The following is a 12,582-nucleotide window of genomic DNA, read 5'->3' on the forward strand; positions in this document are numbered from 1 at the left end:
CAGACAAAAAAAGACCGGGTTTCCCCGGTCTTTTTTTTATTTATGGCGCTTACGCAAGTTCTCAATCACCGCCGTTAAATCCAGCTCCTGATCCTGCAGCAGCACCAGCAGGTGGTACATCAAATCCGACGCCTCGTTAGTCAGCTCCTCCCGGTCATGCACCGTCGCCGCCAGCGCCGTTTCGACGCCTTCTTCGCCCACTTTCTGCGCTATGCGCTTGGTTCCGCTGGCGTACAGCTTCGCGGTATACGAACTTTCAGGATCGGCTGTTTTACGTTCAGCCAGAAGCTGCTCAAGCTGGTAAAGGAACAGCCACTGGTGGCTCGCCTCACCAAAGCAGCTGCTGGTCCCTTTGTGGCACGTCGGCCCAATCGGGTTTGCCAGCACCAGTAGGGTATCGTTATCGCAGTCAGGGGTGATGCTGACCACGTTCAGGAAATGACCGGAGGATTCGCCTTTGGTCCACAGGCGCTGTTTGGTGCGCGAGAAAAAGGTCACCTTACCGCTGTCGAGCGTTTTTGCCAGCGCGTCCTGGTTCATATACCCCAGCATCAGCACTTCACCTGAAACAGCATGCTGTACAACTACCGGCAATAATCCGTCAGTCTTTTCCCAGTCCAGCTGCGCCTGTTGTTGCTCTGTTAACATACCCTGATCTCCACGCCCTGGTCGGCCAGGTACGTTTTTAACTCACCAATATTGATAATTTGTTTGTGGAACACGGACGCGGCCAGCGCGCCGTCCACGTTCGCATCGCGGAAGGCTTCAAGGAAGTGCGCCATGGTGCCCGCGCCGCCGGAGGCGATGAGCGGCACATGGCACACGGCGCGCACTTTTTTCAGCTGCTCCAGGTCATAGCCGTTACGCACGCCGTCCTGGTTCATCATGTTGAGAACAATCTCGCCCGCGCCGAGCTTCTGCACTTCCTGCACCCAGTCCAGCGTCTCCCATTGGGTAACGCGGGTGCGGCTTTCGTCGCCCGTGTACTGGTTAACGTGGTACTTGCCGGTGGTATCGTCAAACCAGGTGTCGATACCGACCACAATACACTGCACGCCAAAGCGATCGGCCAGGCGGGTGATGAGTTCCGGATCGGCCAGCGCAGGGGAGTTGATGGAAATTTTATCCGCGCCAAACGAGAGAATTTTGGCCGCGTCGTCAGCGGATTTGATTCCGCCCGCCACGCAGAACGGGATGTCGATCACTTCTGCCACGCGTGCGACCCAGCTTTTGTCGACCACGCGTCCATCGCTGGAGGCGGTGATGTCATAAAATACCAGCTCATCGGCACCTTCATCTGCATAGCGTTTCGCCAGCGGAACGATGTCACCAATGATCTCGTGGTTGCGGAACTGCACGCCTTTCACCACCTGGCCGTCACGCACGTCCAGGCAAGGGATTATCCGTTTTGCCAGCATTGAATCGCCTCCGTCACCGTAAATTTGCCTTCCAGTAAGGCCCGTCCCACAATCACACCCTGCACACCGGTACAGCGCAGCGCGGCCACGTCGCCAATATCACCGATACCGCCAGAAGACTGGAACGCCACCTGCGGATAGCGCGCGCAAACCTCTTCGTACAGCGAAACGTTAGAGCCGGCCAGCGTGCCATCGCGTGAGATATCCGTGCACAGCACGTGCTTCAGGCCGACGGGAAGATAAATATCGACCAGCTCTTCCAGCGTTACGCCGGAGTTTTCCTGCCAGCCGCTAACGGCAACCTGCTTGTTACCCTGTTCATCAATGCGAACGTCCAGCGCCAGCACCAGCGCATCGGCGCCGAAGCGGCGGAACCAGCCCTTCACCGTATCAGGATCTTTCACGGCGGTAGAACCGACCACCACGCGCGCCACGCCCGCGTCCAGCAGGGCGGCAACATCGTCTTCCGTACGCACGCCGCCGCCAACCTGCACGGGGACATCCACCCCAGCAACCAGCTTTTTGAGCAGAGGGATCTGGCGTTTCGCCGGCTCTTTCGCGCCGGTCAGGTCGACCAGGTGCAGCACCTCAGCGCCCTGCGCCGCGTAGTCTTGCAGGCGCGGCAGCGGGTCGTTACCGTAGTCGCGCTGCTGGCCGTAATCGCCCTGGTGGAGACGAACAACCGTGCCGTCAATTAAATCTAAAGCGGGAATAATCATCACATCTCCAGGAAGTTTTTCAGCAACTGTGCGCCCGCGGCACCAGAGCGTTCCGGGTGAAACTGCACGCCGTAAAAATTATCTTTCTGTACCGCTGCGGTAAACGCCTCGCCGTAGTTGCACTGGGCAATGGTGTCCGCATTCACCGGCATGGCGTAGCTGTGTACAAAGTAAAAGTACGCGCCGTCTTCGATCCCCTGGAACAGCCTGTTGCCTGCTTTCGGGTAAACGCGGTTCCAGCCCATATGCGGCAGAGGCAGGCCGTGGTCGTTCATTTTCGGCACGTCTTCGTCAATAATGCCCAGCAGCTCGACGCCGTTGCTCTCTTCGCTGCGGCGGCCCAGGATCTGCATACCCAGGCAAATGCCGAGCACCGGTTGGGTACAGGCTTTGATCAGATCGACCAGCTCGCGCTCGCGAATCTGATCCATCGCCGCCTGCGCGGTGCCCACGCCCGGTAAAAAGAGTTTGTCGGCGCGCAGCACCACGTCCGGGTCACGGCTCACCACCGGCTCGTAGCCGTGGCGGGCAATCGCCGACTTCACGGAGTTCAGGTTGGCGCATCCGGTATCCAGAATCACCACGTTCATTACAACACTCCTTTCGACGAGGGAAGGGCGTCACCTTCAACGCGGATCGCCTGGCGCAGCGTACGGCCAAAGGCTTTGAACAGGCTCTCCACGCGGTGGTGATCGTTCTTGCCTTTGGTTTTCAGGTGCAGCGTCAGGCCCATAGTGTAGGTGAGCGAACGGAAGAAGTGCTCCACCATTTCGGTGCTGAGATCGCCCACGCGCTGGTAGGTGAAATCGGCTTTATATTCCAGGTGCGGGCGACCCGAGATGTCCATGGCGCAGCGTGCCAGGCATTCGTCCATCGGCAGGACGAAGCCGAAACGGTTGATGCCGCGTTTGTCACCGAGCGCCAGCTTCAGGGCTTCGCCCAGCGCCAGGCCGGTGTCTTCCACGGTGTGGTGATCGTCAATATAAAGGTCGCCTTTTACCGTAATTTCCATGCGGAAACCGCCGTGGGTCGCAATCTGGTCCAGCATGTGGTCAAAGAATCCGACGCCGGTGTGGATCTTGCTGCCGCCTTCGCGGTCCAGCCAGACCTTCACGTCAATCTGCGTCTCTTTGGTGTTGCGCTCAACGTGCGAGTAACGGTCGCGTTTGGTCAGCTGTTCGCCAATCTTCGCCCAGTTGAGATCGCTGCTGCTGTAACGCAGGCCCGCGATGCCCATGTTTTCGGCGAGGGTGATGTCGGTGGCGCGATCGCCAATCACATAGCTGTTGGCTTTATCGAGCGCTTCTTCCGCCAGATAACGCTCAACCAGCTTCACTTTCGGTTTACGGCAGTCGCACTCGTCGGCTGGCAGGTGCGGGCAGATCAGCACCTCATCAAACGCCACGCCCTGCGAGGTGAGGATCTGCATCATCAGGTTGTGCGGGCCGTCGAAGTCGGCCTGCGGGAAGCTGTCCGTACCCAGCCCGTCCTGATTGGTGATCATCACCAGCTTAAAGCCAGCCTTCTGCAGCTTGAGCAGAACCGGGATGACGTCGGGTTCAAAAGCCAGCTTGTCGAAACGATCGACCTGAAAATCGGTAGGTGGCTCCGAAATGAGGGTGCCGTCACGATCGATAAAGAGATACTTCTGACTCATACTTTCTCCGCTTTCAGGGCGTCAATCACGCGCTGGCTCTCTGCACGGGTGCCGACGGTAATACGCAGGCAGCCGCTTAAGGATGGTTGTTTATTTTGGTCTCGTAAGATAATGCCTTGATCCCATAAAGATTTAAATACGGAGCTTGAAGCAGTAAAACGCACCAGAATGTAGTTGGTTTCAGAGTCAAACACCTGTTCTACGCAGGGGATCGCTTTCAGGGCTGTCACCAGGTACTGACGCTCTTCCAGAATTTGCGCCACGCGTTCACGCATGGCGTTGATACCTTGCGGCGCCAGCGCCTGTGCGGCAATGTCGGCAACCGGCGTGGAGAGCGGGTAAGGGGCAATGACTTTCAGCAGCAGGTCGATGACCTCTTTATTGGCCAGCGTAAAGCCGCAGCGCAGGCCCGCGAGGGCGAAAGCCTTCGACAGCGTACGCAGCACCACCAGATGCGGATACTCTTCAAGCCAGCCTGCCAGCGTCGCCTGCGGGCAGAATTCAATATAGGCTTCATCCGCCACCACCAGCGCCTTGCCGCGGGTCATTTCCAGCAGGGTACGGATATCCTGCGGATGAATAATCTGCCCGGTGGGGTTGTTCGGGCTACAGACAAACACCACCTTCACGCCGTCGAGGTTATCGGCGATGCCCTGCAAATCCAGCTGCCAGTTGTCGAGCGCCTGCACGTTGCGGCACGCCACGCCAAAGGTTTCGGCGCTGACGCTGTACATCCCGTAGGTGGGCTGGCAGTACATCACCGCGTCTTTACCCGGCTCACAGAAGGCGCGGATCAGCAGCTCAATCCCTTCATCCGCGCCGCGGCTGACCAGCACCTGCTCAGGCTTCACGCCTGCATACTGCGCATAGTTCTCGATCACCGCTTTCGGCTGACACTCCGGGTAGCGGTTCAGCGTCTGCTGCGAAAGCTCAAAGGCCACCGCCGTGGGATATTCGTTGGCATTCAGCCAGACGTCGCCGTTCCCGCCCAGACGACGCGCAGACTGATAGGGCGTCAGGCGACGGACATTTTCGCGGGCTAATTCTTCGATGTTCATGCTTGCTCCTTCAGGGCGGCAACGCGCAGGGTCACGGCGTTTTTGTGGGCGGTCAGGCGCTCGGCGGCGGCCAGGGTTTCAATGGTCGACGCCAGCGAGGCAAATCCCTCGCGGGAGAGTTCCTGCACGGTCATGCGCTTCTGGAAATCCGCCAGCCCCAGGCTTGAGCAGGTGGAGGTATAACCATATGTCGGCAGCACGTGGTTGGTGCCGGAGGCATAATCGCCCGCGGACTCCGGTGACCAGTCGCCAAGAAACACCGAGCCCGCGCTGGTAATGCTGTCGACCAGATCGCGCGCGCTGCGGGTCTGAATAATCAGGTGCTCGGGACCGTACTGATTAGAGATGGCAATACACTGGTCGAGATCGCGCGCCACGATCAGGCGGCTGGCGGACAATGCCTGGCGAGCCGTTTCGGCACGCGGCAGGTCCGCAAGCTGGCGCTCAACGGCTTCGCCTACGCGTTTCGCCATATCGGCATCCGGCGTCAGCAGGATGACCTGCGAGTCCGGGCCATGTTCCGCCTGTGAAAGCAGGTCGGACGCCACGAAGTCCGGCGTGGCGCCGCTGTCGGCAATCACCAGCACTTCAGACGGGCCGGCAGGCATATCGATGGCCGCGCCGTCCAGACGCTGGCTGACCTGGCGCTTGGCTTCGGTCACATACGCATTGCCAGGGCCAAAGATTTTGTCGACCTTGGGAATGGATTCCGTGCCGAACGCCAGGGCCGAAATCGCCTGCGCGCCACCCACTTTATAGATCGCCTGCACGCCGCACAGCTTCGCCGCGTACAGGATCTCGTCGGCAATCGGTGGTGGTGAGCAAAGCACCACTTTCTGACACCCGGCGATACGCGCCGGGGTCGCCAGCATCAGTACGGTGGAGAAAAGCGGGGCAGAACCGCCAGGGATATAAAGGCCGACCGACGCAACCGGGCGCGTGACCTGCTGGCAGCGCACGCCGGGCAGGGTTTCCACATCAACGGTCTGTAATTTCTGCGCGGTGTGGAAGGTATCAATGTTTTTCACCGCAACGGCCATCGCCTGCTTGATGTCGTCGCCCAGACGATTGCTGGCATCAATGATTTCCTGCTCGGTTACCTGTAATGCGTCAACTTCCGTCTTATCAAACTTTGCGCTGTATTCCCGCAGTGCGTCATCGCCGCGGGTTTTGACGTTGTTGAGGATCTCGGCCACGGTACGGGTAATGCTTTCCGAGGCGGAAATCGCCGGACGCATCAGCAGTTCGCGCTGCTGTGCGTCGCTACAGTTATTCCAGTCGATGATTGTGTTAAAGCTCATGGCCATTACTCCATCATCTTTTCAATTGGCAGCACCAGAATAGAGCTTGCGCCCAGTGCCTTCAGCTTTTCCATGGTTTCCCAGAACAGGGTTTCGCTGCTCACCATGTGCATCGCCACGCGCTGCTGATCGCCCGCCAGCGGCAGAATGGTTGGACGCTCAGCGCCCGGCAGCAGGGCGATCACTTCGTCCAGACGCTCGGTCGGCGCGTGCATCATGATGTATTTGGATTCACGCGCCTGGATCACGCCCTGAATACGGGTCAGCAGCTTGTCGATGAGCTGCTGCTTGGGTTCGGCCATGTCACCGTCGCGCTGAATCAGGCAGGCTTTGGAGCGGTAGATAACTTCTACTTCGCGCAGACCGTTCGCTTCCAGCGTCGCGCCGGTAGAGACCAGGTCACAAATGGCGTCCGCCAGTCCCGCACGGGGGGCCACTTCAACAGAGCCGTTCAGCAGGCAGGATTTAAACTGCACGCCTTTCTGGTCGAGGTAACGCTTTAACAGGTGAGGGTAAGAGGTGGCGATACGTTTGCCGTTCAGCGCAGCCGGGCCGTCCCACGCTTCATCGACCGGCGTAGCCAGCGACAGGCGGCAGCCGCCGAAGTCCAGACGACGCAGGGTGAAGTAACGCGGGTCTTCGCCCTGCGCGCGGCGGGTCAGCAGCTCTTCTTCCAGCACGTTTTCCCCGATGATGCCGAGATCAACGACGCCATCCATCACCAGGCCAGGAATATCGTCATCACGCACGCGCAGAATATCGATAGGCATATTTTCAGCCAGGGCAATCAGGCGCTGGGTGTGCAGGTTGATTTTAATCCCGCAGCGGGCCAGCAGTTCGCGTGAATCGTCACTCAAACGGCCTGATTTTTGAATAGCTATGCGTAAACGTGAGTTATCTAACATTCTTTATTCCTCGTTAACCTGTTTTAACCTGTCTGAATGCGGTCCAAAAAAAAGCCCCCGGAAGATGATCTTCCGGGGGCTTTCTCTTGCGTTCGCGCACCACTGGAAGATCCAAACGTCTTCCAGCACACATCGCCTGAAAGACTAGTCAGGATGATGGTGGTGATGGTGGTTTTTAAATGGAACGCGTGTCATATAAATTCTCGTTGAATGCTTATGCATCTGATGTCTTTTAACCTAAACCACTTGCCCGGCAGATTGCAAGGGCTTTTTGTGATCATTAATTCATTTCATATTGATGCTATGAATTGTGTGTTCTGCCGGGCTGGCGTAGCCTTAATACAAGCATGTGTAAGCGGAGAGTTTTCATGAAAAAGGTCGCGATTGTCGGTTTAGGATGGTTAGGAATGCCGCTGGCGATGTCATTAGCCGCGAAAGGCTGGCAGGTGACCGGGAGCAAAACCACGTCGGATGGGGTAGAAGCCGCACGCATGTGTGGCATCGAGGGCGTTGAGCTGCGCCTTGAGCCCGAACTGGTTTGTGATGCTGACGATCTGGATGCGCTGATGGATGTCGATGCGCTGGTTATTACCTTACCCGCCCGTCGCAGCGGGCCGGGAGAGTCTTTTTATCTGCAGGCGATGCAGGAGATTGTCGACAGCGCGCTGGCGCATCACATCCCGCGCATCATTTTCACCAGTTCCACCTCAGTCTACGGTGACGTTGAGGGGACGGTGAAGGAAAACAGTGAACGTCAACCGGTAACCGCGAGTGGTCGCGTGCTGAAAGAGCTGGAGGACTGGCTGCATAACCTGCCGGGCACTCAGGTAGATATCCTGCGTCTGGCCGGGCTGGTGGGGCCGGGTCGTCATCCAGGACGGTTCTTTGCCGGAAAATCGGCTCCGGATGGACAACATGGCGTCAATCTCGTCCATCTTGAGGATGTTATTGGGGCAATTGAGCTGCTATTACAGGCTCCGAAGGGTGGGCACATCTATAATATATGTGCACCCTCTCATCCATCGAGAAGTACCTTCTATCCGCTGATGGCTCGTCAATTGGGTCTGGCTCCGCCAGTCTTTGGCGATGCGAAAGGGGAAGGGAAAGGCAAAATTGTTGATGGCAATCGAATTTGTCATGAACTGGGATTTGAGTATCAGTATCCCGATCCGCTGGTGATGCCCATGGAATAATGCCATCAGCGGAGACGATCGCACACCGTAAGGGGGCGAAGATGAAACCGCTGCTGGATGTTCTTATTATTCTGGATGCGCTGGAAAAAGAGGGAAGCTTCGCCGCGGCGTCAGCGAAGCTTTATAAAACGCCTTCGGCGCTCAGCTATACCGTGCATAAGCTTGAAAGCGATCTGAACATTGAGCTGCTGGATCGCTCCGGACATCGCGCGCGTTTTACGCGAACCGGACAGATGCTGCTGGAAAAGGGGCGCGACGTTCTCCATACGGTTCGAGAGCTGGAAAAACAGGCTATCAAACTTCATCAGGGCTGGGAAAACGAACTGGTGATCGGCGTGGATGATACCTTTCCCTTTTCTCTCCTGACGCCGCTGATCGAAGCGTTCTATCAGCGCCACAGCGTGACCCGGTTAATCTTCATTAATGGTGTGCTGGGCGGCTCCTGGGATGCGCTGACGCGGGGCAGGGCGGATATCATCGTCGGGGCACTGCATGAGCCCCCCCAGTTGAGTGATTTTGGCTTTGCGCGACTGGGTATACTGGAACAAATTTTTGCCGTCGCGCCCCATCATCCGCTGGCGAATGAACCTGAGCCCATTAACCGCCGTATTATTAAAAACTACCGTGCCATTGTGGTGGGCGACAGCTCCCGGCCTGAATGTGGCGTCTCTTCGCAGCTGCTTGATGAGCAAGAGGCGATTACCGTGTTTGATTTTAAAACCAAGCTGGAGCTGCAAATAAGCGGTCTGGGGTGCGGCTATTTGCCGCGCTATCTGGCGCAGCGCTTTATTGATAGCGGTGCGCTTGTTGAAAAACAGGTACTTGCTCAAAGCAGCAACGAATCGGTTTGGGTGGGCTGGAATGAACAAACTGCCGGACTTGCCAGCGCATGGTGGCGGGACGAAATTTTAGCAAATAGTGCTATCGCCGCAGTTTACTCTCAGGGCAGCGTCGAGAAATCAGCCAGTTAGCAAAAAGAAAATTGCCCGGTGCGTTGCAAACTATTGCCTTTTGTATCTGATGTGGGGCAAAATGCCGCCGCTGCAAACAAATGAATAATCGACGATATAAAAGGCGTCGGTTATTTTTTTTTGCATGTACGAAACGAAACTAAAAACCAAGAGGCCGGGCTTCGTACCGGATAGATATTTACTAAAATCCGACAGTTGTTGTCGCTGAGGAAGAAAGAAATGGGGCAATTTTTCGCTTACGTGGCGGTTATTACCGTAAAGGAGAATAACTATGTCGCATAATGCAACTCCAAACACCTCTCGCGTGGAATTACGTAAAACGCTTACGTTGATTCCGGTTGTTATGATGGGCCTTGCCTATATGCAACCGATGACGCTGTTCGATACATTCGGTATCGTATCAGGCCTTACTGACGGTCACGTTGCAACGGCGTACGCCTTTGCGCTGGTCGCTATTCTCTTTACAGCGCTGAGCTACGGAAAACTGGTTCGCCGTTTCCCGTCTGCGGGCTCTGCCTACACCTATGCTCAGAAATCCATTAGCCCGGCGGTTGGCTTTATGGTGGGCTGGTCATCGCTGCTGGACTACCTGTTCATGCCGATGATCAACATTCTGCTGGCAAAAATTTACTTCGAAGCGCTGGTACCTTCCGTACCGTCGTGGATCTTCGTGGTGGCGCTGGTGGCCTTTATGACCATCTCTAACCTGCGCAGCATCAAGACCGTGGCGAACTTCAACACCCTGATTGTTATTCTGCAGATGGGTATCGTTGCGGTTATCGTGGGCTTGATCATTTACGGCGTGTCCCACGGTGAAGGCGCAGGTACGCTGGCCAGCACCCGTCCGTTCTGGTCTGAAGGCGCGCACGTTGTGCCGATGATCACCGGTGCGACCATCCTGTGCTTCTCGTTCCTGGGCTTCGACGGTATCTCTTCTCTGTCTGAAGAGACCAAAGACGCCGAGCGCGTGATCCCGAGAGCGATTTTCCTGACCGCGCTGATTGGCGGCATGATCTTTATCGGTGCTTCCTACTTCCTGCAGCTGTACTTCCCGGACATCTCTCGCTTTAAAGAGCCGGACGCATCACAGCCTGAAATTATGCTGTATGTTGCAGGGAAAACCTTCCAGTGGGGCGTGCTGATCTTCTCCAGCGTCACCGTACTGGCATCCGGTATGGCGGCACACGCAGGTGTTTCTCGCCTGATGTACGTAATGGGTCGTGACGGTGTGTTCCCAACCCGTTTCTTCGGCTACGTCCATCCGAAATGGCGTACCCCGGCGTGGAACGTACTGCTGGTTGGCGCAATCGCCCTGATGGCCATTAAGTTTGACCTGGTGACTGCAACCGCGCTGATTAACTTTGGTGCGCTGGTGGCGTTTACCTTTGTTAACCTCTCGGTGATCTCTCAGTTCTGGATCCGCGAAAAGCGTAATAAAACGCTGAAAGACCACTTCAACTATCTGGTGCTGCCAATGTGTGGCGCGCTGACGGTGGGTGCGCTGTGGATTAACCTGGAAGAGAGCTCAATGGTTCTGGGTCTGATCTGGGGTGCTATCGGTCTGATCTATCTGGCTTGCGTAACCAAAAGCTTCCGTAACCCGGTACCTCAGTACGAAGACGTTGCGTAATATTGTGTCGGGTGGCGGCTACGCCTTACCCGACCTACAAAAAACATAGGCCCGCGCCACCGGGCGAAAAAAAGCCGGAGACAATGTCTCCGGCTTTTTTGTACCCATCACTCAAACAATCTCTTGCGCATACTGGAACAGGGATTTCAACAGCGCCTGTTTCTCAGCATTCCCTTCATACTGGCCGTAAAGCATTTCCAGCTCTTGCGCATAGCTGTTGAGGAATTCCGGCGTAAACACGTTACGTCGATGCTGCAGCCAGCGTTCCTGCTCCACTTCGTCCAGGGTACCCGGATAGTTTCGCGCCCGGTAATTGAACATCAGCTTTTCAATGCGCTTATCTGCAAAGGTAATATCCAGCGCCGGTAAATTACGCGGCTCGGTTTGCAGAACGATATTCATCGCCGCGCGATCGGCATCGCTGAAGAAGCCGTTATAAAGCTGTGCGTCGACGTTCTCAGACGGTACAAACGGCTCGGCTTCCGCAAAGATAGCGACCACTTTTTCCCGTACCTGCGGGTTGTCGCGCAGCACCTTCAGGTTATCCAGACAATGCTGACGATTAATACCCAGCCTGTCAGCATCTTCTGGTCGCAGCGTATTGGCCTGTGCCAGCACCGGACATTTATTGATGTGAACCAGCTTCACCGGTACCGCAGGTAGATCGCCGAGCTCGTTTTTCGGTGTGTAAAGCCGTTCACGCAGCGTATCGCTGTCCAGTTCCAGCAGCGGGGAGATATCGCCCGCCAAATCCACCATGATAACGGCATTACGGTTGTCGGGATGCCATGCCAGCGGCGCAACCCAGCTGGTATTGCCGCGCCACGCACCGAACATCCCGGAGATGTGTACCAGCGGCTTCATCTGCGGTACATCAATGAGCGTAGTCAGCTTCTGTTTGCTGCGGTGACTCAACAGATACTCAAACAGACGCGGCTGGGCGGTTTTCACCAGCTTTGCCATGGCAATGGTGGCATAGACGTCTGCCATCGCGTCGTGAGCATTGCTGTGTTCGATGCCGTTGGCGCGCGTCAGGTGTTCAAGCCTGAAACTCGGCAGGCCATCCTCGTTCTCCGGCCAGTTAATGCCTTCAGGACGCAGGGCGTAACAGGCGCGCATAATGTCGAGTAAATCCCAGCGCGAATTGCGGTTCTGCCAGCTCCAGGCATAGGGATCGTAGAAGTTGCGGTAGAAGATATTGCGCGTCACTTCATCATCGAAACGGATGTTGTTGTAACCGACCACGCAGGTATTGGGAACGGTAAACAGATCGTGGATGCGGCGGGCAAACTCCGCTTCGCTCACCCCTTTTTCCCGCGCTTCCTGCGGCGTAATGCCCGTAACCATCACCGCGCCCGGCTGCGGCAGATAATCATCCGCGGGCCTGCAGTAAAAGACCTCTGGCTCGCCAATAATGTTGAATTCATCGTCGGTACGGATGGCAGCAAATTGCGCCGGTCTGTCCAGCGCCGGGTGGGTGCCAAAGGTTTCGTAATCGTGGAACAAAAAAGTTGGGCGCGCGGCAGAATCAGACACCAGTAAAATCATCCTGTAAAAAATTCACGACGCTATGGTAAACGATCGCGCTAAGCAGTCCGAATAAAAAGCGCGGTCATGCGTGAAATTTGCGAGACAGCGTCAGAGAAAAACATGCACTCTGTCACATTTTTTTGCAATTAAGGCAGGTAACGACAGCAGAACTCCCGTAAAAAGGTCATCGATTTTTAATG

Annotated in this window: 14 protein-coding genes and 1 other annotated feature; of the genes, 4 read left to right on the top strand and 10 right to left on the bottom strand. The window is 56.3% G+C overall.

The genetic code is table 11. From position 1 onward, the window contains the following. Positions 1-36: 36 nt before the first annotated feature. The 9 genes from hisIE to hisL form a co-directional block, all read right to left on the bottom strand. Positions 37-648, bottom strand: a complete 612-nt coding sequence (hisIE, locus tag KK102_RS10740) for a bifunctional phosphoribosyl-AMP cyclohydrolase/phosphoribosyl-ATP diphosphatase HisIE (protein WP_216357564.1) — start codon at positions 646-648, stop codon at positions 37-39. Further along, positions 642-1,418 (bottom strand): imidazole glycerol phosphate synthase subunit HisF, encoded by a 777-nt coding sequence (gene hisF / locus KK102_RS10745; protein ID WP_216357565.1) that lies wholly within the window; start codon positions 1,416-1,418, stop codon positions 642-644. The genes hisIE and hisF overlap by 7 nt, the downstream gene beginning before the upstream one ends. Further along, positions 1,400-2,137, bottom strand: a complete 738-nt coding sequence (gene hisA / locus KK102_RS10750; protein ID WP_216357566.1) for a 1-(5-phosphoribosyl)-5-[(5-phosphoribosylamino)methylideneamino]imidazole-4-carboxamide isomerase — start codon at positions 2,135-2,137, stop codon at positions 1,400-1,402. Before hisA ends, hisF begins: the two co-directional genes overlap by 19 nt. Further along, positions 2,137-2,727 carry an imidazole glycerol phosphate synthase subunit HisH gene (gene hisH, locus KK102_RS10755; RefSeq protein ID WP_216357567.1) on the bottom strand — a complete coding sequence of 197 codons (591 nt, stop codon included), beginning with the start codon at positions 2,725-2,727 and terminating at the stop codon, positions 2,137-2,139. The genes hisA and hisH overlap by 1 nt, the downstream gene beginning before the upstream one ends. Continuing rightward, positions 2,727-3,794 carry a bifunctional histidinol-phosphatase/imidazoleglycerol-phosphate dehydratase HisB gene (gene hisB / locus KK102_RS10760; protein ID WP_042716027.1) on the bottom strand — a complete coding sequence of 356 codons (1,068 nt, stop codon included), beginning with the start codon at positions 3,792-3,794 and terminating at the stop codon, positions 2,727-2,729. The genes hisH and hisB overlap by 1 nt, the downstream gene beginning before the upstream one ends. After that, positions 3,791-4,852, bottom strand: coding sequence for a histidinol-phosphate transaminase (gene hisC, locus KK102_RS10765; protein WP_216357568.1), 1,062 nt, complete (start codon positions 4,850-4,852; stop codon positions 3,791-3,793). The genes hisB and hisC overlap by 4 nt, the downstream gene beginning before the upstream one ends. Further along, positions 4,849-6,153: a histidinol dehydrogenase gene (gene hisD / locus KK102_RS10770; protein ID WP_216357569.1), complete on the bottom strand. Its 1,305-nt coding sequence runs from the start codon at positions 6,151-6,153 to the stop codon at positions 4,849-4,851. Before hisD ends, hisC begins: the two co-directional genes overlap by 4 nt. Before the next feature lie 5 nt (positions 6,154-6,158). Next, complete coding sequence (gene hisG / locus KK102_RS10775) at positions 6,159-7,058, bottom strand: ATP phosphoribosyltransferase (protein ID WP_126546241.1); 900 nt, start codon at positions 7,056-7,058, stop codon at positions 6,159-6,161. A gap of 45 nt (positions 7,059-7,103) precedes the next feature. Next, positions 7,104-7,227 (bottom strand) — a sequence feature (His leader region). Further along, a complete protein-coding gene (gene hisL / locus KK102_RS10780) occupies positions 7,203-7,253 on the bottom strand; it encodes a his operon leader peptide (protein WP_099516347.1) in 51 nt (16 codons plus the stop codon). Its footprint overlaps the feature before it by 25 nt. Before the next feature lie 173 nt (positions 7,254-7,426). Between hisL and KK102_RS10785 the strand changes: the two genes are divergently transcribed. The 4 genes from KK102_RS10785 to KK102_RS10800 all read left to right on the top strand — a co-directional run bounded on the left by KK102_RS10785 (position 7,427) and on the right by KK102_RS10800 (position 10,852). Beyond that, entirely contained in the window at positions 7,427-8,251 is an 825-nt protein-coding gene (locus tag KK102_RS10785; RefSeq protein ID WP_042716031.1) for an SDR family oxidoreductase, read from the top strand. A 41-nt stretch (positions 8,252-8,292) separates the two neighbouring features. Then, on the top strand, positions 8,293-9,222 hold the full coding sequence (locus tag KK102_RS10790) for a LysR substrate-binding domain-containing protein (RefSeq protein WP_042716033.1): 930 nt from the start codon (positions 8,293-8,295) through the stop codon (positions 9,220-9,222). A gap of 219 nt (positions 9,223-9,441) precedes the next feature. Next, positions 9,442-9,504, top strand: a complete 63-nt coding sequence (gene yoeI, locus KK102_RS10795) for a membrane protein YoeI (RefSeq protein ID WP_099458931.1) — start codon at positions 9,442-9,444, stop codon at positions 9,502-9,504. Beyond that, positions 9,494-10,852 carry an APC family permease gene (locus KK102_RS10800; protein WP_010432055.1) on the top strand — a complete coding sequence of 453 codons (1,359 nt, stop codon included), beginning with the start codon at positions 9,494-9,496 and terminating at the stop codon, positions 10,850-10,852. Before yoeI ends, KK102_RS10800 begins: the two co-directional genes overlap by 11 nt. Positions 10,853-10,963: 111 nt before the next feature. On the opposite strand, the gene sbcB is transcribed toward KK102_RS10800, so the two are convergent. Beyond that, on the bottom strand, positions 10,964-12,400 hold the full coding sequence (gene sbcB / locus KK102_RS10805) for an exodeoxyribonuclease I (protein ID WP_371317564.1): 1,437 nt from the start codon (positions 12,398-12,400) through the stop codon (positions 10,964-10,966). Positions 12,401-12,582 lie beyond the last annotated feature (182 nt).

The organism is Enterobacter quasimori (assembly GCF_018597345.1).
GTDB classification, from domain to species: domain Bacteria; phylum Pseudomonadota; class Gammaproteobacteria; order Enterobacterales; family Enterobacteriaceae; genus Enterobacter; species Enterobacter mori.

Coding starts and splice junctions, on each gene's coding strand:
- KK102_RS10790 (WP_042716033.1), top strand. CDS start 8,293: ATGAAACCGCTGCTGGATGTTCTTATTATTCTGGATGCGCTGGAAAAA.
- hisG (WP_126546241.1), bottom strand. CDS start 7,058: ATGTTAGATAACTCACGTTTACGCATAGCTATTCAAAAATCAGGCCGT.
- hisB (WP_042716027.1), bottom strand. CDS start 3,794: ATGAGTCAGAAGTATCTCTTTATCGATCGTGACGGCACCCTCATTTCG.
- hisC (WP_216357568.1), bottom strand. CDS start 4,852: ATGAACATCGAAGAATTAGCCCGCGAAAATGTCCGTCGCCTGACGCCC.
- hisH (WP_216357567.1), bottom strand. CDS start 2,727: ATGAACGTGGTGATTCTGGATACCGGATGCGCCAACCTGAACTCCGTG.
- KK102_RS10800 (WP_010432055.1), top strand. CDS start 9,494: ATGTCGCATAATGCAACTCCAAACACCTCTCGCGTGGAATTACGTAAA.
- hisIE (WP_216357564.1), bottom strand. CDS start 648: ATGTTAACAGAGCAACAACAGGCGCAGCTGGACTGGGAAAAGACTGAC.
- KK102_RS10785 (WP_042716031.1), top strand. CDS start 7,427: ATGAAAAAGGTCGCGATTGTCGGTTTAGGATGGTTAGGAATGCCGCTG.
- sbcB (WP_371317564.1), bottom strand. CDS start 12,400: ATGATTTTACTGGTGTCTGATTCTGCCGCGCGCCCAACTTTTTTGTTC.
- hisF (WP_216357565.1), bottom strand. CDS start 1,418: ATGCTGGCAAAACGGATAATCCCTTGCCTGGACGTGCGTGACGGCCAG.
- hisD (WP_216357569.1), bottom strand. CDS start 6,153: ATGAGCTTTAACACAATCATCGACTGGAATAACTGTAGCGACGCACAG.
- hisA (WP_216357566.1), bottom strand. CDS start 2,137: ATGATTATTCCCGCTTTAGATTTAATTGACGGCACGGTTGTTCGTCTC.